Raw genomic sequence first — 23,315 nt, forward strand, 5'->3', positions numbered from 1 at the left:
CGGGGCGCTTTTTTCAGTAGATCGGCGGCTCGGGCGTGGGCGCGTTGCCGGCCAGGCTCGCGAAGTCGCAGCCCAGGTGCGCCTGCGTCACTTCGTGCTGGAAGATCTTCGTGTAGCCGCGCGCGTAGGCCGGTGCGGGCGGCGTCCACTGCTTGCGGCGTTCGGCCAGTTCCTCGTCGGACACCAGCATGTCGAGGCGGCGCTCGCCGATGTCCAGGCGCACCGTGTCGCCGGTCTTCAGCAGCGCCAGCGGACCGCCGATGGCCGACTCCGGCGACACATGCAGCACGCAGGTGCCGTAGTGCGTGCCGCTCATGCGCGAATCGGAAATGCGCAGCATGTCGCGCACGCCGCGCCGCAGCAGCTTCTTGGGAATCGGCAGGTTGCCCCACTCGGGCATGCCGGGCCCGCCGACCGGGCCGCCGTTGCGCAGCACCAGCACGGTCGACGCGTCGCAGTCGAGTTCTTCGTCGGCCATGGCTGCGAGCATCTCGGCGTTCGAGTCGAACACCAGCGCGCGCCCGGTGTGGCGCAGCAGCTCGGGCGTGGCGGCCGAAGGCTTGATGACCGCGCCGTCGGGGCACAGGTTGCCGCGCAGCACGGCCAGCGCAATGCCGGCCTCGGGGCACTCGGGCGTGCCCTGCTTGAGCGGCGCGGCCGGGTCGAGGATGGTGCCGTCGTCCTCCGCGGGCCAGCCCGCGATGTTCTCGCCGAGCGTGCGGCCGGTGACGGTGCGCGCCGACAGGTCCAGGTGCGCCGCGATCCTGTTGAGCACCGCCGGCAGGCCGCCGGCGTAGTGGAAGTCTTCCATCAGCTTCTCGCCCGACGGATAGAGGTTGGCGATGACGGGCACGCGCCGCGCGATCGCGTCGAGCTCGTCGATGTTCAGCTCGATGCCTGCGCGCCCCGCCATCGCGGGCAGGTGCACCGCCGCGTTGGTCGAGCCGCCGAGCGCCATGTAGGCGGCCACGGCGTTGAGGAAAGATGCCTTGGTGACGATGCGCGAGGGCTTCAGGTCTTCCCACACCATCGAGACAATGCGCTCGCCGCAGCGCCAGGCCATGCGGCTGTGCTCGGAGTCGACGGCCGGAATGCTCATCGCGCCGGGCAGCGACAGGCCCATGGCCTCGGCAATGGCGGTCATGGTGCTGGCCGTGCCCATGGTGTTGCAGGTGCCGGGCGTGCGCGTCATGCGCGCTTCGAGGCGGATCCATTCGGCCTCGCCGATGTTGCCGATGGTGCGCTCGGCCCAGAACTTCTTGGTGTGGGTGCCCGCGCCCACGGCCTGGCCCTTGTAGCGGTCATTCATCATCGGGCCGGCGGGCAGGAAGATGGCGGGGATGTCCATCGACAGTGCCCCCATGACCAGGCCGGGCGTGGTCTTGTCGCAGCCGCCCATCAGCACCACGCCGTCGATCGGCAGGCTGCGCAGCAGCTCCTCGCATTCGATGGCCAGCAGGTTGCGGTAGATCATGGTCGTGGGCTTGACCATCACTTCGCCCAGGCTCAGCGCGGGCAGCTCGAGCGGATAGCCGCCGGCCTGCAGCACGCCGCGCTTGACGGACTCGGCACGCTCGCGCAGGTGCGCGTGGCACGGCGAGAGCTCGCTCCAGGTGTTGACGATGCCGATGACCGGCCGGCCCATGAACTCCTCGCGCGCGAGCCCCTGCTGCTGCATGCGCTGGCGGTGCGCGAAGCCGCGGATGTCGTCGCTCGCGAACCAGCGCTGGCTGCGCAGTTCCTGCAGGGTCTTGGGGCGGGCGGCTTCTGTGGACATGCGGTGTGTTCTCTGGATCTCTGGGTTCAATAGGTGGCGGGGGCCGGCGCCGAGGCGGAGGCGGCGGGTGCGCCGCGCTGCTTGAAACGCGCGGCGATGTCGTCGGCGCTCTTGCGCAGCAGCAGCTGGTCGTTGGCCACCGCCACGAAGAGCGCGCCAAGGTCGAGCAGCTCGCGCGCGCGCGGCTCGTCGTTCATGAGGATGCCGGGCGCCTTGCCGCAGGCGAGGATGCGCGCGATGGCGCGGTCGATGGCGGCGCGCACCGTGGGGTGGTTGACCTGGCCGGCCACGCCCATGCTGGCCGACAGGTCGCCGGGGCCGATGAAGACGCCGTCCACACCGTCGACGTTTGCGATGTCCTCCAGGTGCTCGAGCGCTTCGACGGTCTCGACCTGCACCAGCACGCAGATCTCGCTGGAGGCCTCGGCCACGTACCTGGTGTCGCGCCCGAAGCGGGTGGCGCGCACCGTGCCGCCCATGCCGCGGATGCCGTCCGGCGGATAGCGCGTGGCGGCCACGGCGGCCTCGGCCTCGGCGCGGTTCTGCACGAAGGGCAGCAGCAGCGTCTGCGCGCCGATGTCCAGGTACTGCTTGATCAGCACCGGGTCGTTCCAGGGCGGGCGCACCACGGCCGAGGTGGGGCGATCGCGCTCGGCCTGAACCGCCTGCAGCTGGCGCAGCATGGTGGTCGGATCGCCGGGCGTGTGCTCGGCATCGAGCAGCATCCAGTCGAAGCCGGCGCCCGCGAGCAGCTCGGAGATGTAGGGGTCGGGCAGCGTCGACCAGAGGCCGATCTGCGGGATCTTCGCCGCGAGGGCGTGCTTGAAGGTGTTGCGCGAGGGCATGGGTTCGGTCCTTTGCGGGGTCAGTCGATCTTCACGTTGCCGGCCTTGATGACCTCGCCCATCGCGGCGTGGTCGGCCTTCAGGCGCTCGGCGAACGCCTGTGGCGTCGATGAGAGTACATCGAAGCCCTGCTCTTCCAGCGGCTTGCGGAACGCGGGCTCCTTCAGGATCGCAACCATCTCCTTGTGCAGCCGCTCGACCACCGGCGCGGGCGTGCCGCTGCGCACCAGCATGCCGCTCCATGCGAGCTGCACCACGCCGGGCGCGCCGGCCTCGGCCATGGTCGGCACGTTGGGCAGCAGCTTCGAGCGCTGCGTGTCGGCCACGGCCAGCACGCGCACGCGGCCGCCCTTCTCCTGCCCGAGCACGGCCGAGAGGTTGTGGAACATCATCGGGATCTGCCCGCCCATCACGTCGTTGAGCGCGGCGGGGCCGCCCTTGTAGGGCACGTGGATCAGCCGGGTGCCCGTCTTCGCCTCGAACTGCAGCCCCGTGAGATGCATGGTGTTGCCGTTGCCGGCCGAGCCGAAACTCAGCGTGCCGGGCTCTTTCTTGGCGGCCGCCACCACGTCGGCCACAGTCTTGTAGGGCGTGCCCGCGCCCACCACCAGCACGTTGGGCGTCTGGTTGGTGAGCGTGATCGGCTGGAAGTCCTTCAGCGCGTCGAAGCCCGTGGCCTTGTAGAGGTGCGGGTTCACGGCCAGCGTGCTGACCGAGCCGAAGAAGATGGTGTAGCCGTCGGCCGGCTGGTTGCGCGCCACGTAGGCGGCCGCGATGTTGCCGTTGGCGCCGGGCCGGTTGTCGATGACCACCGGCTGGCCCAGCCGCTGCGACAGCGCCTGGCCGAAGGGCCGCGCGAACTGGTCGGCCGCGCCGCCCGCGGGCTGCGGCACGACCAGCACGATGGGCTTGTGCGGATAGTCGGCCTTGGGCTGCGCCAGCGCGGGTGTGGCGGCGAGCGCCATGGCCGACAGGGCCATCGCGGCCCTTGCGAATTTCTTCATGGAGTCTCCTGGATCAAGTGTTGTTCATGCGGCGGCGCCGCGCCAGAACGCGATCTGCGCGGCGACCTGGTGGTCGATCATGGGTTTGCCGCCGACCACCCGCAGCCCGCGCGCGGCGCACGCGGCCATGAGCTCGGTGTCGCGCGCGGCGATGATGTCGAACAGCGCCGCATCGGCCGGCAGCTGCGCCGGGTCGAAGGGCATCGGGTCGCCCGCGTGCAGGCCGAGCGAGGTGGCGTTGATGGCGAGGCCGGCGCGCCCCAGGCTGCCGGCGCTGGTGTCGGCATGGATGTCCGGATACGCCTTGCGCAATTCGGTGCACAGCTGCTGCGCGCGCTCGGCTTCGCGGTTGACGATGTGCAGCTCGCGCACGCCGGCCGCGGCCAGCGCGAAGGCAATGGCGGTGCCCGCACCGCCCGCGCCCACCAGCACCACCGGCCGATCGGTGCGCAGCACGCCGTGTGCGCGTGCGGCATCGACAAAGCCCACGCCATCGAAGCTCTCGCCCGACCATTGGCCATCGGCATCGATGCGCATGGTGTTGACCACGCCGGTGCGCCGCGCCTCGGGCCCGAGGCGCGCGCACAGCGCATGCGCCGCGGCCTTGTGCGGGATCGTGAGGTTCAGGCCCTGCAGGTTGTCCACGCGCGCGAGTTGCGCCACGGTGGCTGCGAAGTCGCCGGGATGCACGCCCATCGGCACCAGGCACCAGTCGAGGCCGGCGGCGGCGAAGGCCGGGTTGTAGATGCGCGGCGCGCGCACGTGGTCGACCGGGTGCGCGAGGATCGGCACGAGGCGCGTCGCGCCGCTGAGGTTTGCGGGGACCATCGCCTCAGCCCTTCACCGCGCCGGCCGTGAGGCCGCTGACCAGGTAGCGCCGCACCAGCATCGAGAACACCAGCACGGGCGCCATCACCAGCGAGCCGCCGGCGGCGATCTTGCCCCACTCCCAGCCTTCGTAGTTCATGAAGTTGACCACCGCGACCGGCGCGGTGCGCGCATCGGTGCGCGTGAGGATCAGCGCGAAGAAGAAGTCGTTCCAGGCATAGAGGAAGCACAGGATCGCGGTGGCCGCGATGCCGGCGGCCGCCATCGGCATCACGATCTCCATGAACACGGTGGCGTAGCCCGCGCCGTCCATCAGCGCCGCCTCTTCGAGCGAAGCCGGCACCGCGTCGAAGAAGGGCTGCATCATCCAGATCACCAGCGGCAGGTTGAAGGTCATGTAGATGAGGATCAGGCCGGTGCGGGTGTCGAGCAGGCCGAGATACCGATACGCCAGGAAGAAGGGGATCGTGAAGGCGATCGGCGGCGCCATGCGCGTCAGCAGGATGCCCAGGCCCAGGCCGAAGCGCCCGCGCCCGGTCCAGCGCGACAGCGCGTAGGCCGCCGGAATGCCGAACACCAGCGCGAGCAGCGTCGACACGATGCTCGTGACCAGGCTGTTGGCGAAGGACTCCGGAAAGCCGGCCTGCCAGAGCCCCACGTAGTGCTCCAGCGTGGGCATGAAGAAGACCCGCGGCGGAAACTCGAGGATCAGCGGCGTCGGCTTGAACGACATCTGCAGCAGCCACAGGAACGGCAGCAGCATCGCGAACAGGACGAGCGGCACGGCCCAGCGCGCGAGCGGCCAGCGCCGGCGCAGCGACGCCATTCGATTGGTGCTCATTCCGCACCTCCCGCATTGCGGCTCACGCGCATCGCGCCCCAGCTGATCAGCACGGTGGCCGCGAGCAGCACGACGGTGATCGCGCTCGAATAGCCGAGCTCGCCGAAGTTGAAGGCCACGAGGTAGGCGTAGTAGTTGGTCACCTCCGTCACCGAGCCCGGTCCGCCGCCGGTCAAGAGGAAGATCAGCGGAAAGGCCTTGATGCTGTCGATGAGGCGGAACAGGGTGCACACCAGCAGCACCGGTGCGATGTACGGCAGCACGATGTGGCCGAACACGCGCCAGGCGTCGGCGCCGTCCATGCGGGCGGCCTCGACGTATTCGGCCGGCAGCGTCTGCAAGGCGGCAAGCACCATCAGGAAGGTGAACGGTGCCCACTCCCAGGTGTCGGCGATGACGATGGACCACAGCGCGAAGTCGACGTGCGTGGTGAGCGCCGGCAGCGTCACGCCGAGCATGCGGGCGGCCTGGTAGATCGGGCTGATGTCGGGCGTGTAGACCAGCTTCCAGATCACTGCGACGACGATCGGCGGCAGCACCATCGGAATCACGAACAGGTGGCGCAGCGATTTCCAGCGCTCCTGCCCCGAATGCACGAGCAGCGCGAGCCCCGTGCCCAGCAGCACCTGCAGCACGACCGTGTAGACCGAAAGGCGCGCCTGCACGCCGAGCGAGCCGACGAAGCGCTCGTCGCTGCCCAGCAGCCTGTAGTTGCGCAGCGGCTCCGAGAAGTCGCCCAGCGAGCCCGGGTTCACCAGCGCCCCGGGCGTGAGGCTCGTGACCAGCAGGAAGACGGTGGGCAGCCCCGCCACCACCAGCAGGAACAGCAGGCTCGGCGCCATCGCCATGCGCACGAAGCGGCGCCGCTGCGCCTCGTAGGAGGCACCTTTCACGCTCATTTCTGCACCCTTGGCGCTGCTGCGCTCATACCTTGGCTCCGGCGCGCCGCAGGCTGCCGAGCGCGGCCTCCTGCGCCGTCTTCATGGCATCCGCGGCCGGCGCCTGGCCCGAGACCACGCGCTCCACGGCCTTGTTCAGCACGTCGCCCACCAGCGGGAACTCCTTGACCGTGCGGTACGCCATGTAGTTGCGCGTCTTGCCGGGCTGCTCGAGCACTTCGAGATAGAGCTTGCCGATGTCCTGGCCGTTGATGGTGTTGATGCGCTTGTACTCGGCGCTTTCGATCACCGAGCGCCGGCAGATCGACGGATGCCCGGTGTCCTTCACGATGCGCGCGGTGAGCTCGGGGCTCAGCGCCCACTTGATGAACTCCCAGGCCGCTTCCTTGTTCTTCGCGTTTTTCGGAATGCCGAGCCCCTGGCTGTTGGCGGCGGGAAAGTCGCCCTTCGGGCCGGCCGGCATGCGCACCACGCGCGCGGTGTCCTTCACCTTGCTCTCCGGCGAGCTCAGCATCGCCGTGACCCAGGAACTCGAATGGATGAAGATGTTCGAGCGGCCGCCGATCAGCGCGGCGCGCGCCTGGTCCTCGGTGTAGCCGAGCACGCCCTGCGGGCTGTACTTGGACAGCAGCGTCGAATAGAAGCCCGCCGCCTGCACCGCCGCAGCCGAGTCGAGCGTGGGCTTGATGTCGGCCGGCGGATTGGCGAACAGGTCGCCGCCGAAGCCGTGGATGTACGGCGGCAGGAACCAGTGGTGCAGGTTGGAGCTCACGAAGCCCGTCACGCCGTCCTGGCCGTGCACCGCCTCGCAGACCTTCATCAATTCGTCGAAGGTCTGCGGCGCCTCGACCCCGCGCTTCTTCATCAGGTCGGTGCGGCTCATGCCCATGAGCATCGCGCCGCCTTCCCATGCGAAGCCGTAGGCCTTGCCGGCCTTGTCGAGGTACGGCAGCTGCGCGCCCTTGACGAAGTCGTCCGGGTTCCAGCTGGCGGGCGTGAGCTTGCGGTCGGCCGCGAAGTCGCTCAGGTTGGCGAGCAGGCCGGCCGCGACCCAGCGCGCGGCCAGGATGAAGGTGACGTTGCAGAAATCCCAGGCGCTGCCGCCCGAGGACAGCTCCAGGTCGGCCTGCTGGTTGTAGACCGGAAAGGCCGACAGCTGGAGGTCGACCGTCATGCCGGTCTGCTGCTCGAACTCCGGGATGTACTTGCGCAGGATGTTGAAGAAGCCGTGCTGGTACGCGGCGCCGCGCAGCTTGAGGCCGGCAAAGGGCTTGGCTTGCGCGATGGCGGGAAAGGCCAGCGCGCTGCCGGCGCCGGCCACCGCCGTGGCGGCCGCGGCCTTGATCAACCGGCGGCGCCGCGTGTCGACGGCGGGGGAGTGCAGGAGGCTCATGCTTGTCTCTCTTTCGATCAGAATCACGCGGCGCAACGAGGGCGGCCGGCATGTTCAACTTGCTCGTGGAAGCGAATATGACAGACAAATAAGATTCCAAAGATCATGGAAAACCCGGAATTCCCTGCGCCACTCATCCATATAAGCTCATTCCACCAATAAATATGTCAGACCATAAAACCAAAACGCCGAAGAAACCCGCCGCCACGGACACGCCCGCGCGGCGCGGTCCGCTGGCCGTGACGGAGGCGCTCGCGCGGCGCGTGATCGGCGGCGAATGGGATGACGAATCGACGCTGCCGACCGAGGTCGAACTGGCCGAGCAACTGGGCGTGGCCCGCACCTCCGTGCGCGAGGCGCTCACGCGGCTGAAGGCCAAGGGCCTGCTCGCGTCGCGCCAGAAGGCCGGCACGCGGGTGCTGCCGCGCATGCAATGGAACATGCTCGACGAGGACGTGCTGCGCTGGACCTGGTCGGGCCACGACCGCGCGCAGATGGCGCAGCACCTGATGCAGCTGCGGCGCATCGTCGAGCCGGCCGCCTGCGAGATTGCGGCCGCTTCGGCGCCCGACGCGGCCATTGCCGCGATCGAGCGCGCCTACCGCCTGATGGACGCCGCCGGCATGGACCCGGTGGCCTATGCCGGGCCGGACCTGAGCTTTCACCAGGCGATCCTCAGCGCCACCGGCAATCCGTTCCTGGTGGCCTTCGGCGCCACCATCGAAGCGGCGCTGCGCATGTCCTTCGAGCTGTCGACGCGCCAGCCGGGCGCGCCGCGCAAGAGCCTGCCGATGCACCGCGCGGTGCTCGATCAGATCTGGGCCCGCAAGCCGGCCGCGGCGCGCAAGGCCATGGAAGAGCTGCTCGGCCTCACCGAATCGAACATCCAGCGCGGGGTCGCCAGGTCGGGCGCCACGCCGCCGGCCTGACCCCTCCTTATCAGCAAGCAACCCACCACCATGGCAGAGATCCAACTCCAATCCATCAGCAAGCGCTTCGGCGATGTCGAGGTGATCCCCGGCATCGATCTCACCATGCCCGACGGCCAGGTCACGGTGCTGCTCGGGCCTTCGGGCTGCGGCAAGTCGACCTTGCTGCGCATGATCGCGGGGCTGGAGACGCCGAGCGGCGGCCAGGTGCTGGTCGGCGGCCGCGTGGTGAACGATGTGCCGCCTGCCGAGCGCGGCTGCGCGCTGGTGTTCCAGAACTACGCGCTCTATCCGCACAAGACGGTGCGGCAGAACCTCGCCTTTCCGTTGCGCATGGCCAAGGCCACGGCCGCCGAGCAGGAGCGCAGCGTGGACGAGATCGCGCACAAGCTCGAGCTCACGCCGCTCCTGGAGCGCTATCCGCGCCAGCTCTCGGGCGGCCAGCGCCAGCGCGTGGCGATGGGCCGCGCGATGATCCGCAAGCCCGAGGTGTTCCTCTATGACGAGCCGCTGTCGAACCTCGACCTCGAGCTGCGCGTGAAGCTGCGCCTGGAGATCGCGCGCATGCAGCGCACGCTGAAGGCCACTGCCGTCTACGTGACGCACGACCAGACCGAGGCCATGACGCTGGCCGACCAGATCGTGGTGCTGCGCAAGGGCCGCATCGAGCAGGTGGGCTCGCCGCTCGCGCTGTACCGCTCGCCCGCCAACCTGTTCGTGGCGGGCTTCATCGGCACGCCGCGCATGAACTTCTTCAAGATCGATGCCGCGCAGGGCGACGCGAACGGCACGCTGCTGCGGCTAGGCGATGCCCGCGTGCAGATACCGCGCCGCATGCCGGGCCAGCCCGTCACGCTGGGCTTTCGCGCCGAGCAGGCACGCATCGGCGAACCTGCGCCCGGCGAAGTGCTGCTCGAACTGCAGGGCTGCGAAACGCTGGCGGTCGAGCAGCTGGGCGACCGCGCGTACTGCTACCTGCGCTCGTCGCTGGGCGAGCTGGTGCTCATGGCGCCCGATGCCGCAGCGGATCTCTCGGGCACCCTGCGCCTGGCGATCGCGCCGGCCTCGCTTCATTTCTTCGATGCCGAGGGGATGGCCTTGGGCAGCGAGGAGCGGCGGCTGGCGGCTTGAGCATTACCGCTGCCAAAAGGACTCACGCGGAGCACCGATGGCAACTTAACTCTACGTTGACAACTTCATCGACCCCGACATCATGATTCCCGCGGATCGAGGGACGCCCTCGGATGCCCATCGCGAAAGAAGGAATCCATGCCCCACACCTTGCTGCGACGACTTGTGATGTCACTGGGCTGCCTGTCGGGATTTGCCGCTGCTTCTCTGGCGCAGGCCGCGCCGCTCGGCGATCCCGTCATGGTGAATACCGCCACCGCGGGCAACCAGCGTCCGGTCTACTTCTCCGCAGGATCGAACGGCGAGAAACTTCTGATCTGGTCCGACGCCGCGGCAAATGCCACATACGCTCAAAGAATCAGGTCGTCAGGAACGCCTTATCTGACCAAACACCTGATCCAGGCGCCTCCGGCGTATGCGAATTTCTCGGTCGACCGCATCGGCAACTTCGTCTTCGGAAGCGACCCGGGAAGAGTCACGGCCTATGACAGAAGCGGCACTCTGCTCTCCAGTTTCCAAACCACTCCGGATTCATCGAGCACGGTCGCCAGCATGGACACGGATGGCAATATCACTGCTGCCTACTCGCGCTCCGCCTCGCAAGGGGCGCCTCGGACGATTGCGATCAGGCGATTCAATACCCGCGGAGTTGCCCTCGGTCCCGAAGTCATCGTTGCATCGGATGCCCCGGACAAGCTCTCCGGCCCCAGTTCGATTGCCACCGACGATGCAGGCAACATCGCTTTGTCATTTGCGACCAGGCCCGGTCCCACGGCAAACCAATCCAACATCATGATCCAGCGCTTCAGCCGCGCAGGTGTTGCGCTGACTCCGGCGCTTGTCGTCGGCGCCATCCGGTCGATCTACAGTTCAGGCGGCCGCATCGCCATGGACCCCGGCGGAAGATCCGTCATCAGCTGGAGTGCTTCCCAGGATGACAACTACACCTGGAACATCTACGCCCGCCCCTATGACGCGAATGGCAACCCCGGCAGCGGAGTGGTGCGGGTCAACCAGCGCATCCACGAAGGCCAACCCGGGCCGAACCCGGGAGTTGCAGAGAACGGCGATTTTGTCGTTTCATGGATTGCATCGAGCGGCGTGGTCGGCGGCCCCCAAAGCTCCACGTTGGCGGCCAGACAATTTCGCAGCGACGGAACGCCGATTGCCGATGAATTCCGGGTCGACCCGCCACAACCGCAATTTGGAGCCAACCCGCTGCTGGCCATGGACCCGGTGGGAAATTTTGCAGTGGCATGGGTCAGCACCTCTGCCGGGACCGGGTGGGACGTCATGGTGCGCTCCTTCAAGATGGACACCCGCCCGCCCCTTGTGCAGCTCCTGGACAACCAGGCCGTCCAAGGCCTGGCCGGCGGCACCGACAGCTGGAGCTATTACAGGATCACCGTCCCACCCGGCGTCGCGCAACTCAACGTCAACATGACCGGCCCCGTCGGCGGTGGTGATGGCGACATGTACGTTCGCCTCGGCGCACTTCCGTCGTTGACGGCCTGGGACTATCGCCCCTACGTCAACGGCAGCAACGAAGCCATCGCGATCAGCAATCCCCTGCCTGGCGACTTCTACATCGCGATCCACGGACGCAGCGCGTACTCGTCGGTCGGCCTGACCGCCAGCTACGACTGAGGCCCGCCTCCTGAAGAGCTTTCGCCGTGCACCCGGCTCGGCGTCGGCGGCGAAAGCTTCGGCCTGATGCGCCGCGAGAGGGGTGGGAACTCCAGGCAGATTCTCAGTCCGCGGTCGCGCCCGACTTCTTCACGAGCTCGGCCCAGCGCGGGATCTCGCGCGCCATGTGGTCGCGCAGTTCCTCGGGCGTGCTGCCGACGATCTCCATCGCCAGCTGGCCCGAGAGCTTGGCCTGCACGTCGGGCTGCTTCAGCGCCTTGACGATCTCGGCGTTCAGGCGCTGCACGATCGGCTTGGGCGTGCCCTTGGGCGCATACACGGCCTGCCACGACGACATCTCGAAGCCCGGCACGCCCGACTCGATCATGGTCGGCAGCTCGGGCACCAGCGCGATGCGCTTGCCGGTGGTCACGGCCAGCAGCTTGAGCCGGCCGCTCTTGACGAGCGGCAGCGCGGCCGTCACCTGGTCGAACATGAAGGGCACCAGGCCCGACGCGACATCGGTCATGGCCGGCGGCGTGCCCTTGTACGGCACGTGCGTGAGCTTCACGCCGATCATGTCGGCGAACATCTCGCCCGCCAGGTGCGTCGAGGTGCCGGCGCCGGACGATGCGAAGGTGCGCTTGGACTCGTCCTTCTTGAGCAGCGCGATGAGTTCGGCCACCGAGTTCACGCCGAGCTGGCTGTTGACGATCAGCACGTTGGGCAGCCGCCCGACCAGCGACACGGGCTCGAAGTCCTTCATCGGGTCGTAGGGCAGCTTCTTGTAGAGGCTGGCGTTGATGGCGTGCGTGCTGATGGTGCCGCCGAACAGCGTGTAGCCGTCGGGCGCCGCCTTGGCCACGTAGGCCGCGCCGATGCCGCCGGCCTGGCCCGGCTTGTTGTCCACCACCACCGACTGGTGAAGGCTCTCCTGCAGCTTGTTCGACAGGATGCGGCCCACGATGTCGGTGGAGCCGCCGGCCGTGAAGGGCACGACGTAGGTGATGGTCTTGGCGGCGGGCCATTCGGTCTGCGCGAGCGCTGCGACCGGGGCCAATGCGAGTGCGGCGAGCAAAAGGCCCGCGGCACGTTGGATGAAGGGCATGGTGTTGTCTCTGTTGTCGTTGGTCGTCGTCGGAAAAGCCGGCGTCAGCGCCCGCGGGCCTCGCGCCAGGCGGCGAACTCGGTGCGGCTTTGCTCGTCGGTCGGCGGATAGAGGCCGAGGATGGAGCGGCCCTCGAGCACCTTCTCCTGCACGAAGTCCTCGAAGACGGTCATCTCGGTGGCCTCGGCCGCGACCTCGTCGGGCATGGCCGCCGGAATCACGATGACGCCTTCGGCATCGCCCACCACCACGTCGCCGGGCCACACGGCCACGTCGCCGCAGCCGATCGGCACGTTGATGTCGATCGCCTGGTGCAAGGTCAGGTTGGTGGGCGCGCTCGGGCGCTGGTGGTAGGCCGGAAAGCCGAGCTTCGCGATGTCGGGGCTGTCGCGAAAGCCCCCGTCGGTGACCACGCCGGCCACGCCGCGCTTCATGAGCCGGCTCACCAGGATGCCGCCGGCCGAGGCGGCGCGCGCGTCCTTGCGGCTGTCCATCAGCAGCACCGCGCCCACCGGGCACTGCTCCACGGCCTGGCGCTGCGGATGGTTGCGGTCGTTGAACACGGTGATCGGGTTCAGGTCCTCGCGCGCCGGCATGTAGCGCAGCGTGAAGGCCTCGCCGACCATGTTGGGAAGCGTCGGGTCGAGCGGATGCACGTCCTGGATGAACTGGTTGCGCAGTCCGCGCTTGAACAGCGCCGTGCACAGGGTGGCGGTGCTGACCTTCATCAGCTTCTCGCGGGTTTGGGGATTCACGTGGGTCTCCGTTCAGGTCTTCAAAAGATGTCCGGCTCGGGCACCGGCCGGCCGAAGGTGGTTTCGAGAAAGTCGAAGTCGCAGCCCTCGTTGGCCTGCAGGATGTGGCGGCCGAACATCCAGCCGTAGCCGCGTTCGTAGCGCGCAGGCGGCGGTGTCCAGGCGGCCTTGCGGCGGGCCAGTTCCTCGTCGCTCACTTCGAGATGGATGGTGCGTGCGGGCACGTCCACCGTGATGCGGTCGCCCGTGCGCACCAATGCCAGCGGCCCGCCCACGGCCGCCTCGGGCGAGCAGTGCAGCAGGCAGCCGCCGTAGCTGGTGCCGCTCATGCGCGCATCCGACAGGCGCAGCATGTCCTTCACGCCCTGCTTGAGCAGCTTGGTCGGGATCGGCAGCATGCCCCACTCGGGCATGCCCGCGCCCTTGGGGCCGGCGTTGCGCAGCACCAGGATGTCGTCGCCGGTCACGTCGAGCGCGGGATCGTCAACCGCCTGCTTGAGCGCCGGATAGTCGTCGAATACCAGCGCGCGCCCGGTGTGCTGCAGCAGGTGCGGCGCGCAGGCGCTGGGCTTGATCACCACGCCGTCGGGCGCGAGGTTGCCGCGCAGCACGGCCAGCGCGCCTTCGGCATAGATGGGGTTGGCGAGCGGGCGGATGACGTCGTCGTTGAATACCTCGGCGCCCGCGATGTTCTCACCGAGGGTGCGGCCGTTGACCGTGCGCGCCCCGGTCTTCAGGTGGCCGCGGATGCGCTCGAGCATCGCGGGCAGGCCGCCCGCATAGAAGAAGTCTTCCATCAGGTAGGTGTCGCCGCTCGGGCGGATGTTGGCCACCACCGGCACAAGGCGGCTCGCCGCATCGAAGTCGTCCAGCGTGACCGGATGGCCGGCGCGGCGCGACATGGCGATCAGGTGGACGATGGCGTTGGTGCTGCAGCCCATGGCCATCGCGCAGGCGATGCCGTTCTCGAAGCTGGCGCGCGTGAGCATGCGGGCGGGCGTGAGGTCGTCCCACACCATCTCGACGATGCGGCGGCCGCACTCGGCGCTCATGCGCACGTGGTTGGCATCGGCCGCCGGAATGCTCGAGGCGCCCGGCAGCGTGAAGCCCACGGCCTCGGCGATGCCCATCATGGTGGCGGCAGTGCCCATGGTCATGCAGGTGCCGTGGCTGCGCGCGATGCCCGCTTCCATCTCCTGCCAGGCCTGGTCGCTCAGCTGGCCGGCGCGGCGCTGGTCCCAGTACTTGAAGGCGTCCGAGCCCGAGCCCAGCACCTGTCCGCGCCAGTTGCCGCGCAGCATCGGGCCGGCCGGCAGGTAGATGAACGGCAGCCCCATGGAGAGCGCGCCCATCGTGAGGCCCGGCGTGGTCTTGTCGCAGCCGCCCATCAGCACCGCGCCGTCCACCGGATGGCTGCGCAGCAGCTCTTCCGTCTCCATCGCGAGGAAGTTGCGGTAGAGCATGGTGGTGGGCTTGACCATGCTCTCGGACAGCGAAATGGCCGGCAGCTCGAGCGGAAAGCCGCCCGCCTGGAAGATGCCGCGCTTGACGTCGTCCACGCGCTGCTTGAAGTGCGAGTGGCACTGGTTGGCGTCGCTCCAGGTGTTGACGATGGCGATGATCGGCTTGCCGACCCAGTCGGCGGGCGCATAGCCCATCTGCATCACGCGCGAGCGGTGGCCGAAGGAGCGGAAGTCGTCGGGCGCGAACCAGCGGGCGCTGCGCAGGGTGTCGTAGGAACGTGGCATCGGGGCGGAACCGGCATTCTTTGTGGGATCCACTACATTAAAACACTAATATATCACTCGGTCAAAGCGAAAATTCAAGCGAATGACAGCCCTCCCCCGGATCCGACTCGACCGCACACGCCTTGCAGCGCCCCAGGTGCTCGAAAAGCTGCGCGGTGCCATCCTCTCCCTCGAACTCGTGCCCGGCGCCGTGCTGGTCCGCCAGGAGCTGGCCGACCGCTTCGGCGTGAGCCAGACGCCGGTGCGCGAGGCCCTGCTGCGCCTTGCCGAGGAAGGCCTGGTGGATGTGTTCCCACAGCACGCCACGCTGGTGAGCCGCATCGACGTCGACGCCGCGAAGCAGGCGCACTTTTTGCGCCGCTCGATCGAGCTCGAGATCGTGCACCAGCTGGCCGAAGAGGCGCCGCCCGAGCTGGTGGCCCAGCTGCAGGCCCAGGTCGCGCTGCAGGCCACGCTGGCAGCGGCGCGGCAGTACGGCGACTTCGTCGGCGCCGACCGCAAGTTCCACCACCTGATGTATGAAGCTGCGGGCGTGCCGAGCCTGTGGGACATGGTGTCCCGCGTCTCGGGCCACGTGGACCGCCTGCGCCGCCTGCACCTGCCCACCGCCGGCAAGACCGAGGCGATCCTGCGCGACCACCGCGCCATCGTGCGCGCCATTGCAAAGCACGACGGCGCGGCGGCGCAGAAGGCGCTGCGCGAGCACCTCTCCGGCACGCTGAGCTCGCTGCCGGAGATCTGCGCGCGGCATCCGGATTTCATTGCGGGGAGGAGCTGAGACGTGCTTCGCGGTACCGTACGCATTTCCGAATGCGAAAAGGTATCGCGATGACGAAGAAGAAGCTCCTCACCAAGGCGGATTTCCCTGTCTCGCAGGTGCGCAGGTTCCTGGAGCCGGGCCCGGTCGTGCTCCTGTCTTCCCGCTGGCGGGGGAAGAACAACATCATGACGCTGGGCTGGCACACGGTGATCGAGTTCACGCCCTCGCTGGTCGGCTGCGTGATCGCGCGCACGAACCACAGCTTCGAAATGATCCGCCGCAGCGGCGAGTGCGTCATCAACCTCCCCACGCGGCCGCTCACCGACGAGGTCGTGCGCATCGGCAACAGCTCGGGCGCCGAGATCGACAAGTTCGCGGCCTTCGGCTTCACGGCAGTCGATGCCGAGCGCGTGGAGGCGCCGCTCATCGGCGAATGCCACGCGAGCTTCGAATGCCGCGTCCACGACCGCAGCCTGGTCGGCAAGTACGACTTCTTCATCCTCGAGGTGGTGAAGGCCCACGCCGCCGAGTCGCCCCGGCATCCGAAGACGATCCACTACACCGGCGACGGCGTTTTTCTCGAATCGGGAAAGGCGTTCAGCCGGCGATCCTTGTTCCGGAGCGCGCTGCTTTGAATCGCTGCGCCCGACGCCCGCGCCGGTTCTCGCGTTGCCTAGCCACGAGGCGAGCCGCCAGGCAGCAGCACGATCTTGCCGACCGCGCTTCCGCTGTCGAGCACCTCGTGCGCGCGGCGCGAATCCGCGAGCGCGAAGCAGGTGGCCGGGGGCGCATGCACGCGTCCCTCGGCCATGAGCGCGATCGCGGCCTCCATGAAGCCGCGCCGCTGCGCCGCGTCGGCGTCGATGGCATGGATCGAGAACGTGCGCACGGCCAGGCTCCTGCCCAGCAGCCGCCGAAGCTCCTCGAACACGTCACCGGTCGGTGGGCCGTTGACGATGTTGTAGGAGACTGCCATGCCGAACGGCGCAAGGGCGCGCAGGCAGGCGATGAAGAGATCGCCGCCCAGGTGGTCGAAGGCCAGGTCCACACCGCGCCCGCCGGTGAGTTGCATGACCTTTTCTGTCAGGCCCTGCGGGTCGCTCTCGATCACCTCGTGCGCGCCGTTGGCCCGCGCGAAATCCCGCTTCTGCGGCGTAGACGCGGTGCCGATCACGCGCAAGCCGCGGTCGCGTGCCACCTGCACCAGCGCCGTGGCCACGCCGCCGGCCGCGCCAGGAATCAGCACGGATTGCGCCGGCAGGTTGCCGTTGCTCGACAGCATGGCCAGCGCGAGCTGGAAGTTGCCGAGGCTCACGGCATCCTCGAAGCGGATCGCATCGGGCAGCACGAAGGGCGCGGCCTCGGGCACGCAGATGGCTTCGGCATAGCAGCCGCCGCGCTGCGCAAGCTCGCGCGCGCTCACGAACACGCGCTGGCCGACCTGCAGCGCAGTGACACCGGGGCCGACGGCATCGACGATGCCGGCCATCTCGTTGCCGGGAATCGCCGGCATCGGCGGCATCCATTTGTAGGTGCCGTTGCGGATCAGCACGTCGGGGCCGCCGGCGCCGATGGCCATGGCCTTGACCCGAACTTCGCCGGCCTGCGGCTGCGGCTGCGGCAGCTCCACCAGCTGCAGCACCTCGGGGCCGCCCGGTGCCTGCAGCTGGATCGCCTTCATCGTGGGGCGCGACATCAACGCTGCCCGTCGTGCACGGACACCTTGTCCTTGGTGAGCCCGCCCAGGCGCGCATGCACGCGGCCTCCCGTGCCCATCACCAGCGCGAACAGGATCTCGTTCGGCCGCGGCCCATCCTGGATGCCGATCTCCATCGAGTTGTAGTGGCTGCGCACGTACGCGGCGTGGATGTAGTGCAGCGGCACCATCAGCCGGTAGCCGGTGGCGGCCACCGCCTTGGCCGACGGCACGATCGCCTTCGGCTCGCCGAGCACCTCGCGCATGGCCCAGCCGCCGGCTTCGTGCCAGACGGCGCCGTGCTCCATCTCGCCGTTCACGCCAACGATCGCGGCCTTGCTGTAGACCTCGACCTTGTCGCGCCCGAGCGTCTCGACCAGTTCGGTGGCCAGCAGCGTGCCGAGCGCGCGCAGCTCGGCCATGAAGGGCAGCAGGTCCGGCTCGTAGCGGCCTGCGTAGGGGTTGTGGATGACCGCGCAGGCGGCCGCCAGCCTGAGCGGCGTGGCGGCCGGTGGACCGCCCTCGTGGTAGATGGTCTCGATGCAAAGACTGCGCTTGCGGATGTCGATCAGGGACATGGAGGGGTCCTTATTGCCTGGGTATGTGAGCATCGTTCACCACGGCGGTCCACCGCTTGAGCTCGGCGGCCACCATGGTGGTCATTTCTTCGGGCGTGCTGCCGCGCGCTTCGCCGCCCATTTCTTCGAGCCGCGCACGCACGGCCGGCGCCTGCAGGGCCTTGAGCGCTTCGGCGCGCAGGCGGTCGACGACCGGGCGCGGCGTGCCCGCGGGCGCCATGAAGCCGGCCCAGGAGCGCACGTCGTAGCCGGGCACGCCCTGCTCGGCCACGGTCGGCAGCTCGGGCATCTGGCTCCAGCGCTGTGCGCCGGTGGTGGCCAGCGCGCGGAGCTTGCCGGCCTTGATATTGGCCAGCACGGCCGTGGGCGGCGCGATGATCATCGGCACCTCGCCGCCGAGCAGCGCCGCCACCGAGGCCGCATCGCCGCGGTAGGGAATGTGCAGCATCTCGACATTGGCGCTCTTCACCAGCAGCTCGCCCGCAAGATGATGCGTGGAGCCGATACCGGCCGAGCCGTACGACACGCCCCGCGCATCGGCACGCGCCGCGGCGAGCATCTCGGCCAGCCCGCGGTAGGGCGAGTCGGCCCGCACCACCAGCAGGAACGGAAAGTAGGTGATCGTCGAGACCATCTGGAAGTCCGTCACTGTCTGGTAGCTGAGCTTGTTGTAGAGCGCGCCGGCCACCGCGTGGCCGCCCGTGGCCAGCAGCAGCGTGTAGCCGTCGGGCTTGGCGCGCGCCACCGTGCCCGAGGCAATGGTGCCGCCCGCGCCGGTCTGGGCCTCGACCACGAAGGGCTGGCCGAGCCCCTTGGCCATCTCGGTGCTGACCACGCGCGCGATGGTGTCGGCGTTGCCGCCGGCCGCAAAGCCCTGATAGATCTTGATCGGCTTGTCCGGAAAGCCCTGGGCCAGGCTGTGTAGGGGTGCCGCGCAGGCCAGGGCCAGGCCTGCGGCGACGAGCGATCGTCTGTGCCACATGGTTTTGTCTCCGATGTTGTGGAAGGAAGGCCGCGGCTTGTGCCGCCGCGGTCCGGGTCCGGGGGCCTCAGTCCTGCTGGACGATGGGATTGCGCAGCACGCCGATGCCTTCGATCTCGACCTCGCACACGTCGCCCGGCTTCATGAAGCGCGGCGGCTTCTTGCTCCAGCCCACGCCGGCCGGCGTGCCGGTGGCAATGACGTCGCCGGGCGCGAGCGTGAAGATGGTCGACGAGTAGCTGATGAGCTTCGGAATGCTGAAGATCATGTGGCCCGTGTGGCTGCTCTGCACCACTTCGCCGTTGAGCCGGGTCTCGAGCTTGAGTTCGCGGCCGGGCGCGATCTCGTCGGCCGTCACCATCCAGGGGCCGAAGCCGCCGGTCGACTCGAAGTTCTTGCCCGAGGCGATCTGCTTGGCATGGAACTGCCACTCGCGCACGCTGCCGTCGTTGTAGCAGGAATAGCCTGCCACATGATCGAAGGCGTCGGCCTCGGCGATGTTGCGCCCGCCCTTGCCGATGATGACGGCGAGCTCGCCTTCCCAGTCGAGCGATTCCGACACGTGCGGCCGCACGATCGGCTGGTTGTGCGCGCATTGCGAACGCCACACGCGCAGGAAGATCGGCGGCTGCTCGGAGAGCTCGCGATGCATGCCGGCGGCCAGCACCTCCTGGTGGTGGTCCATGTAGTTGCGCACCGCGCACACGATCTTCTCGGACCTGGGGATCGGCGGAAGAAAGGTGATGTCCGCGAGCTTGGCCGCCACAGGCAGCCCTTCGACGTGCTGGGCCGCCTGCAGGTACTCGCCCGAGGCGATGTAGTCGACAAGGCCCGCGTGCTGCGGACGCGCCTTGCCGAGATCGACCACGCCGTCGCCGACGACGGCGCCCCAGGTTTCGCGGCCTTGATGGACAAATGACAAAAGCTTCATGGGAACTCCGGTTGAAATGTGCGGTTGGATGAAGAGTCAGGGCGCGGCCGGCGAACGCGACTCGAACTGCGCCTGCCACTGCGCGAGCGGCATGAAGCTCGGGTCCCTGCGGCAGGCCTCCTCGGTCTCGCGCATGAGCGTTTCGTCGTCCTTGGTGAGGTCGAGCGGATCGCCATGCGGCTGCGCGATGTAGAACGGTGTGTCGACGTAGATCTCCACCGTGTTGCCTTCCGGATCGAGCATGTAGACCGAGAGCGCGTTGCCGTGGTTCAGGCCGCGGATGTTGGTGGCGCCCCGGGCCTCGGCGCGCGCGGAGATGTCGCGCAGGTGCTGGATGCTCGGCACCAAGAACGAGATCTGCATCACGGTGCTGAACGTCGCCTCCGCCGGCCGGCCCGAGGCGAGCACCAGCTGGTGGTGCTGGTCGGGGCTCGCGCTCGTGAACACCAGCTGGTTCCTGAAGGTGCGGCCCTCGCCGCGGTCGGTGACCGTGAGGTCGAAGGTCTCGGTATAGAAGGCCACCATCCGCTCCAGGTCGGTGACGAAGATGCCGAAATGCGAAGGCGTGGGTCGTGCGACCTTGAGCATGCTGTCTGTCTCCGGTGGCGGGCTCTGGCGTCCCTAGGATTGCGTGGCCTGGGCCGCCTTGAGTGCGGCAATCACGTTGCGCTGCGTGCTCAGGATGTGCTCCTCCAGCAGCGCGCAGGCCGTGTCCGCATCGCGGCGCAAGGCGGCGTCCATGATCTTCTTGTGCTCGCTCGACTTGCGGCGCGCGGTCTTCCGGTGGCGCGCAGAAAACCGCCGGTAGCGCTCGGCCTGGTCGAACAGGCTCGCGCCCCAGGCACGTTGGCGCAGCGACGGGCAGGCGGCCAGCAACGAGAGGTGGAAGCTGCGGTGCAGCTGCGACCACTCGCCATCGAGAATGACCGGCCCGTCGCTCAGGCGCGACTCGACTTTCTCCAGCCGATGGAAGGCGGCGAGTACCGTGGCCTCCCAGGCGTCGTCGCCGTGCGCGATGGATTCGCGCAGCGCGGGCACGTCCAGCATGATGCGCATGCGCGTGATGTCGGCCAGGTCCTCTTCGGAGATCGGCGCCACGCGGAAGCCGCGGCGCTCGTCGGCGCGAACGAGCCCTTCCTGCGCCAGGCGGCTGAGCGCCTCGCGCAGCGGGCTGCTCGAGTAGCCGTAGGCCGACTGGAGCTCGTCGAGCTTGAGCTTGGCGCCGGCTTCGAAGGTGCCGGCCAGGACGTCCTGCCGCAAACGGTTGAATGCCTGCTCGGCCAGTGGCGGCTCGTTGGCGGTAATTTCTGGTTTGTGCATGGAGTTAATTTTATGCATAAACTCTGGATCTTGGAAATAAGGGATCACCATGACACGCAGCACATCGATCGCCGGCATCCGCCTGCTTGGCATTTCCGGGAGCATCCGGCGCGACTCTCATTGCACCGCGGTGCTGCGCAGCCTGCAGCCGTTGCTGCCTGCGCTGGCAACCATCGAGCTCTTTGCGCTGAACGATGTTCCGCTCTACAACGCCGACCTGGACGGCGATGCGCAGCCCGCAGCCGTGGCCCGGCTCAAGGCAGCGATTGCAGAGGCCGATGGCTTGGTCCTGTGCTCGCCCGAATACAACTACGGCATGCCCGGCGTGCTGAAGAATGCGATCGATTGGGCATCGCGGCCCAGCTTCGCCTCGCCGCTCAAGGGCAAGCCGGTCCTGATCGCGACCGCCTCGCCCGGCACCGCGGGCGGCGTGCGCGCGCAGGCGCAGATCCGCGATGCCCTGGCGGCCACGCTCGCGCGGCCCGTGGTGCGGCAGCACGTCGCCATTGCGAACGTTGCCACGCGCATCCGCGACGGCCGGCTCCATGACGAACCGACGCTCGACTTCCTGCGGGCGGCGCTCGCCGATCTGCTCCGGGAGATCGAATTGCTGGACGGCGCCGCGTCCCTCCAGTCCCTCTAGACGGACTGCCTCGGAGCTACTTGCGTACCTTGGCGATCTCCGACATCAGTTCCTTGACCGTGGCCTCGCCCACCGATGCGGAATACTTGTCGATCACCGGCTTCACCTTGGCGCGCAGCTTCTCCATTTCTTCCGGCGGCAGTTCCGAGACGGTCATGCCGGCTCTCCTGAGCGCCTCGAGCGCGCTGTCGGCGGCGCTGCGCGAGGCCGCACGCTGGAACACGGTCGAGTCCTTGGCAGCCTTGGTGAGGATCTGCCGCTCGTCGGCGCTCATGCCGTCCCAGGTCTTCTTGCTCACCAGGAGCGCCTGCGGGTTGTAGACGTGCCGCGTCTGGGTGATGTACTTCTGCACCTCGGCAAACTTGGAGGCAAGGATGGTGGTGTTCGGGTTCTCCTGCCCGTCGACCGCCTTCTGGTCGAGCGCCGGATAGAGCTCGGGGAACGGCAGCGGCGCGGGGTTGGCGCCCAGCGCGCTGAACAGGTCGATGTAGATCGGCGATTGAATGACGCGGATCTTGAGCCCCGCGATGTCGTCCGCCGCCGCGATCGGCCGCTTGCTGTTGGTGAGATTGCGAAAGCCCAGGTCCCAGTAGCCAAGCCCGTGCAGGCCCTTGTCGTCGAGCCTGGCCATCAGCTTCTGGCCGAAGGGCCCGTCGGTGACCGCATCGGCCTCCTTGCCGCTGTTGAAGAGGAACGGAAAGTCGAAGACCGCGAACTCCTTGACCTGCGCCGAGAGGATGCCGGCGTTGAGCACCGTGAGCTCGACCGTTCCGCCCTGCAGCGCGGACACGGTCTGCAGGTCGCCGCCGAGCGTGCCGCCCGGGAACAGCTTCACCGTGATCTTGCCGCCGGACTTGGCCGCGACGATGTCGGCGAATTTCTGCGCGCCCTGCGCCTGCGGATGGCCGGTCTGGTTCTGGAACGCGAACTTGAGCGTGCGTTCCTTGACCTGCGCGCCGGCACCGGCCGCCGCCAATGCGGCGAAAGCCGCGACGGCCAGCGCCAGCCATTTCTGCTTCGAGCCTTTCATGGGAGTCTCCTTCGTGTGTTCCGCCGGGGCTCCCTTCAAGCGCCGGCCGGTTGCCTTTGCTGCATCTCGACCAGCGCGCGCAGCGCGGCCAGGTACGACTGCGGCCCCAGGCCCTGGACCGTGCCCTTGACGGCCGGCGAGATGATCGAGTGCGCGCGCCATGCCTCGCGCGCCGCAATGTTCGACATGTGCACCTCGATGGTCGGAAACGGCATGGCCTTGATCGCGTCGTGCAGCGGAACGCCGTGCTGCGTGAGGCCTGCCGGATTGACCAGCGCACCCTGCGCATCATCGATGTGCGCGTGCAGGAAGTCCACCAGCACGCCTTCGTGGTTCGACTGGATCGTCTCCAGCGTGGCGCCGAGTTCGCCCGCGAGCTTGTGCAGCATGGCGTCGATCTCGGCCAGCGTGGTGGTGCCGTAGATGTGGGGTTCGCGGCGGCCGAACAGGTTGAGGTTGGGGCCGTGCAGGACGAGGATCTTCATTCCGTG

The 23,315-nt window shown here is 68.3% G+C and carries 24 protein-coding genes; 6 read left to right on the forward strand and 18 right to left on the reverse strand.

From position 1 onward, the window contains the following. Nucleotides 1–13: 13 nt before the first annotated feature. From araD (VPA02S_RS17775) to VPA02S_RS17805, 7 genes are read right to left on the reverse strand one after another with little or no spacing between them, the layout of a single operon-like run. A complete protein-coding gene (araD, locus tag VPA02S_RS17775) occupies nt 14–1,777 on the reverse strand; it encodes an L-arabinonate dehydratase (RefSeq protein ID WP_062364997.1) in 1,764 nt (587 codons plus the stop codon). Between the two features lie 26 nt (nt 1,778–1,803). Further along, the gene (locus VPA02S_RS17780) at nt 1,804–2,622 is read right to left on the reverse strand and encodes an aldolase/citrate lyase family protein (RefSeq protein ID WP_062364998.1); all 819 of its coding nucleotides are present in this window, start codon (nt 2,620–2,622) and stop codon (nt 1,804–1,806) included. A gap of 20 nt (nt 2,623–2,642) precedes the next feature. Next, complete coding sequence (locus VPA02S_RS17785) at nt 2,643–3,626, reverse strand: Bug family tripartite tricarboxylate transporter substrate binding protein (protein ID WP_062364999.1); 984 nt, start codon at nt 3,624–3,626, stop codon at nt 2,643–2,645. 24 nt (nt 3,627–3,650) lie between these two features. Continuing rightward, on the reverse strand, nt 3,651–4,454 hold the full coding sequence (locus VPA02S_RS17790; RefSeq protein ID WP_062365000.1) for a shikimate dehydrogenase family protein: 804 nt from the start codon (nt 4,452–4,454) through the stop codon (nt 3,651–3,653). A gap of 4 nt (nt 4,455–4,458) precedes the next feature. Beyond that, nucleotides 4,459–5,295: a carbohydrate ABC transporter permease gene (locus VPA02S_RS17795; protein WP_015865752.1), complete on the reverse strand. Its 837-nt coding sequence runs from the start codon at nt 5,293–5,295 to the stop codon at nt 4,459–4,461. Next, on the reverse strand, nt 5,292–6,194 hold the full coding sequence (locus tag VPA02S_RS17800) for a carbohydrate ABC transporter permease (protein ID WP_062365001.1): 903 nt from the start codon (nt 6,192–6,194) through the stop codon (nt 5,292–5,294). Before VPA02S_RS17800 ends, VPA02S_RS17795 begins: the two co-directional genes overlap by 4 nt. 25 nt (nt 6,195–6,219) lie before the next feature. Further along, entirely contained in the window at nt 6,220–7,587 is a 1,368-nt protein-coding gene (locus tag VPA02S_RS17805; protein ID WP_062365002.1) for an ABC transporter substrate-binding protein, read from the reverse strand. Between the two features lie 164 nt (nt 7,588–7,751). Here VPA02S_RS17805 and VPA02S_RS17810 point away from each other — a divergent pair, with 164 nt between their 5' ends. The 3 genes from VPA02S_RS17810 (at nt 7,752) to VPA02S_RS17820 (ending at nt 11,294) form a co-directional block, all read left to right on the forward strand. Further along, the gene (locus VPA02S_RS17810) at nt 7,752–8,516 is read left to right on the forward strand and encodes a FadR/GntR family transcriptional regulator (RefSeq protein WP_018904771.1); all 765 of its coding nucleotides are present in this window, start codon (nt 7,752–7,754) and stop codon (nt 8,514–8,516) included. A gap of 30 nt (nt 8,517–8,546) precedes the next feature. Next, nucleotides 8,547–9,647: an ABC transporter ATP-binding protein gene (locus VPA02S_RS17815; protein WP_062365003.1), complete on the forward strand. Its 1,101-nt coding sequence runs from the start codon at nt 8,547–8,549 to the stop codon at nt 9,645–9,647. Between the two features lie 138 nt (nt 9,648–9,785). Then, a complete protein-coding gene (locus tag VPA02S_RS17820) occupies nt 9,786–11,294 on the forward strand; it encodes a PPC domain-containing protein (RefSeq protein WP_155736597.1) in 1,509 nt (502 codons plus the stop codon). 103 nt (nt 11,295–11,397) lie between these two features. On the opposite strand, the gene VPA02S_RS17825 is transcribed toward VPA02S_RS17820, so the two are convergent. The 3 genes from VPA02S_RS17825 to araD (VPA02S_RS17835) are packed head-to-tail and all read right to left on the reverse strand — an operon-like array spanning nt 11,398 to nt 14,884. Next, nucleotides 11,398–12,381, reverse strand: coding sequence for a Bug family tripartite tricarboxylate transporter substrate binding protein (locus tag VPA02S_RS17825; protein ID WP_062365005.1), 984 nt, complete (start codon nt 12,379–12,381; stop codon nt 11,398–11,400). Nucleotides 12,382–12,425: 44 nt separating this feature from the next. Continuing rightward, complete coding sequence (locus VPA02S_RS17830) at nt 12,426–13,136, reverse strand: ribonuclease activity regulator RraA (RefSeq protein ID WP_062365006.1); 711 nt, start codon at nt 13,134–13,136, stop codon at nt 12,426–12,428. Nucleotides 13,137–13,156: 20 nt separating this feature from the next. Then, complete coding sequence (gene araD / locus VPA02S_RS17835; RefSeq protein ID WP_062365007.1) at nt 13,157–14,884, reverse strand: L-arabinonate dehydratase; 1,728 nt, start codon at nt 14,882–14,884, stop codon at nt 13,157–13,159. An 82-nt stretch (nt 14,885–14,966) separates the two neighbouring features. Here araD (VPA02S_RS17835) and VPA02S_RS17840 point away from each other — a divergent pair, with 82 nt between their 5' ends. Continuing rightward, on the forward strand, nt 14,967–15,662 hold the full coding sequence (locus tag VPA02S_RS17840) for a GntR family transcriptional regulator (protein WP_062365008.1): 696 nt from the start codon (nt 14,967–14,969) through the stop codon (nt 15,660–15,662). 50 nt (nt 15,663–15,712) lie between these two features. Further along, complete coding sequence (locus VPA02S_RS17845) at nt 15,713–16,279, forward strand: flavin reductase family protein (RefSeq protein ID WP_062365009.1); 567 nt, start codon at nt 15,713–15,715, stop codon at nt 16,277–16,279. A gap of 38 nt (nt 16,280–16,317) precedes the next feature. Here VPA02S_RS17845 and VPA02S_RS17850 read toward each other — a convergent pair whose 3' ends face one another. The 6 genes from VPA02S_RS17850 to VPA02S_RS17875 form a co-directional block, all read right to left on the reverse strand. After that, nucleotides 16,318–17,340: a zinc-dependent alcohol dehydrogenase family protein gene (locus VPA02S_RS17850; RefSeq protein WP_062365010.1), complete on the reverse strand. Its 1,023-nt coding sequence runs from the start codon at nt 17,338–17,340 to the stop codon at nt 16,318–16,320. After that, entirely contained in the window at nt 17,340–17,918 is a 579-nt protein-coding gene (locus tag VPA02S_RS17855; protein WP_062365011.1) for an amino acid synthesis family protein, read from the reverse strand. Before VPA02S_RS17855 ends, VPA02S_RS17850 begins: the two co-directional genes overlap by 1 nt. Before the next feature lie 10 nt (nt 17,919–17,928). Next, nucleotides 17,929–18,900, reverse strand: coding sequence for a tripartite tricarboxylate transporter substrate binding protein (locus tag VPA02S_RS17860; protein WP_062365012.1), 972 nt, complete (start codon nt 18,898–18,900; stop codon nt 17,929–17,931). Between the two features lie 67 nt (nt 18,901–18,967). Then, a complete protein-coding gene (locus VPA02S_RS17865; RefSeq protein ID WP_062365013.1) occupies nt 18,968–19,831 on the reverse strand; it encodes a fumarylacetoacetate hydrolase family protein in 864 nt (287 codons plus the stop codon). A 36-nt stretch (nt 19,832–19,867) separates the two neighbouring features. Beyond that, the gene (locus tag VPA02S_RS17870; RefSeq protein WP_062365014.1) at nt 19,868–20,419 is read right to left on the reverse strand and encodes a VOC family protein; all 552 of its coding nucleotides are present in this window, start codon (nt 20,417–20,419) and stop codon (nt 19,868–19,870) included. Between the two features lie 33 nt (nt 20,420–20,452). Next, nucleotides 20,453–21,169, reverse strand: coding sequence for a GntR family transcriptional regulator (locus VPA02S_RS17875; RefSeq protein ID WP_062365015.1), 717 nt, complete (start codon nt 21,167–21,169; stop codon nt 20,453–20,455). Between the two features lie 31 nt (nt 21,170–21,200). On the opposite strand from VPA02S_RS17875, the gene VPA02S_RS17880 reads away from it, so the two are divergent. Continuing rightward, nucleotides 21,201–21,794, forward strand: a complete 594-nt coding sequence (locus VPA02S_RS17880; RefSeq protein ID WP_062365016.1) for an NADPH-dependent FMN reductase — start codon at nt 21,201–21,203, stop codon at nt 21,792–21,794. A gap of 16 nt (nt 21,795–21,810) precedes the next feature. Here the strand turns inward: VPA02S_RS17880 and VPA02S_RS17885 are convergent, their stop codons facing one another. Both VPA02S_RS17885 and VPA02S_RS17890 read right to left on the reverse strand, forming a co-directional pair. Then, nucleotides 21,811–22,824, reverse strand: coding sequence for a TRAP transporter substrate-binding protein (locus tag VPA02S_RS17885; RefSeq protein ID WP_062365017.1), 1,014 nt, complete (start codon nt 22,822–22,824; stop codon nt 21,811–21,813). A 35-nt stretch (nt 22,825–22,859) separates the two neighbouring features. After that, complete coding sequence (locus VPA02S_RS17890) at nt 22,860–23,309, reverse strand: type II 3-dehydroquinate dehydratase (RefSeq protein ID WP_018904783.1); 450 nt, start codon at nt 23,307–23,309, stop codon at nt 22,860–22,862. Between the last annotated feature and the right edge of the window lie 6 nt (nt 23,310–23,315).

Source organism: Variovorax paradoxus NBRC 15149 (genome assembly GCF_001591365.1).
Classification (GTDB): Bacteria; Pseudomonadota; Gammaproteobacteria; order Burkholderiales; family Burkholderiaceae_C; genus Variovorax; species Variovorax paradoxus.

Excerpts from the sequence above, each read along its gene's own strand:
- araD (WP_062364997.1), bottom strand. The coding sequence starts at position 1,777 with ATGTCCACAGAAGCCGCCCGCCCCAAGACCCTGCAGGAACTGCGCAGC.
- VPA02S_RS17780 (WP_062364998.1), bottom strand. The coding sequence starts at position 2,622 with ATGCCCTCGCGCAACACCTTCAAGCACGCCCTCGCGGCGAAGATCCCG.
- VPA02S_RS17785 (WP_062364999.1), bottom strand. The coding sequence starts at position 3,626 with ATGAAGAAATTCGCAAGGGCCGCGATGGCCCTGTCGGCCATGGCGCTC.
- VPA02S_RS17790 (WP_062365000.1), bottom strand. The coding sequence starts at position 4,454 with ATGGTCCCCGCAAACCTCAGCGGCGCGACGCGCCTCGTGCCGATCCTC.
- VPA02S_RS17795 (WP_015865752.1), bottom strand. The coding sequence starts at position 5,295 with ATGAGCACCAATCGAATGGCGTCGCTGCGCCGGCGCTGGCCGCTCGCG.
- VPA02S_RS17800 (WP_062365001.1), bottom strand. The coding sequence starts at position 6,194 with ATGAGCGTGAAAGGTGCCTCCTACGAGGCGCAGCGGCGCCGCTTCGTG.
- VPA02S_RS17805 (WP_062365002.1), bottom strand. The coding sequence starts at position 7,587 with ATGAGCCTCCTGCACTCCCCCGCCGTCGACACGCGGCGCCGCCGGTTG.
- VPA02S_RS17810 (WP_018904771.1), top strand. The coding sequence starts at position 7,752 with ATGTCAGACCATAAAACCAAAACGCCGAAGAAACCCGCCGCCACGGAC.
- VPA02S_RS17815 (WP_062365003.1), top strand. The coding sequence starts at position 8,547 with ATGGCAGAGATCCAACTCCAATCCATCAGCAAGCGCTTCGGCGATGTC.
- VPA02S_RS17820 (WP_155736597.1), top strand. The coding sequence starts at position 9,786 with ATGCCCCACACCTTGCTGCGACGACTTGTGATGTCACTGGGCTGCCTG.
- VPA02S_RS17825 (WP_062365005.1), bottom strand. The coding sequence starts at position 12,381 with ATGCCCTTCATCCAACGTGCCGCGGGCCTTTTGCTCGCCGCACTCGCA.
- araD (WP_062365007.1), bottom strand. The coding sequence starts at position 14,884 with ATGCCACGTTCCTACGACACCCTGCGCAGCGCCCGCTGGTTCGCGCCC.
- VPA02S_RS17840 (WP_062365008.1), top strand. The coding sequence starts at position 14,967 with ATGACAGCCCTCCCCCGGATCCGACTCGACCGCACACGCCTTGCAGCG.
- VPA02S_RS17845 (WP_062365009.1), top strand. The coding sequence starts at position 15,713 with ATGACGAAGAAGAAGCTCCTCACCAAGGCGGATTTCCCTGTCTCGCAG.
- VPA02S_RS17850 (WP_062365010.1), bottom strand. The coding sequence starts at position 17,340 with ATGTCGCGCCCCACGATGAAGGCGATCCAGCTGCAGGCACCGGGCGGC.
- VPA02S_RS17855 (WP_062365011.1), bottom strand. The coding sequence starts at position 17,918 with ATGTCCCTGATCGACATCCGCAAGCGCAGTCTTTGCATCGAGACCATC.
- VPA02S_RS17860 (WP_062365012.1), bottom strand. The coding sequence starts at position 18,900 with ATGTGGCACAGACGATCGCTCGTCGCCGCAGGCCTGGCCCTGGCCTGC.
- VPA02S_RS17865 (WP_062365013.1), bottom strand. The coding sequence starts at position 19,831 with ATGAAGCTTTTGTCATTTGTCCATCAAGGCCGCGAAACCTGGGGCGCC.
- VPA02S_RS17870 (WP_062365014.1), bottom strand. The coding sequence starts at position 20,419 with ATGCTCAAGGTCGCACGACCCACGCCTTCGCATTTCGGCATCTTCGTC.
- VPA02S_RS17875 (WP_062365015.1), bottom strand. The coding sequence starts at position 21,169 with ATGCATAAAATTAACTCCATGCACAAACCAGAAATTACCGCCAACGAG.
- VPA02S_RS17880 (WP_062365016.1), top strand. The coding sequence starts at position 21,201 with ATGACACGCAGCACATCGATCGCCGGCATCCGCCTGCTTGGCATTTCC.
- VPA02S_RS17885 (WP_062365017.1), bottom strand. The coding sequence starts at position 22,824 with ATGAAAGGCTCGAAGCAGAAATGGCTGGCGCTGGCCGTCGCGGCTTTC.
- VPA02S_RS17890 (WP_018904783.1), bottom strand. The coding sequence starts at position 23,309 with ATGAAGATCCTCGTCCTGCACGGCCCCAACCTCAACCTGTTCGGCCGC.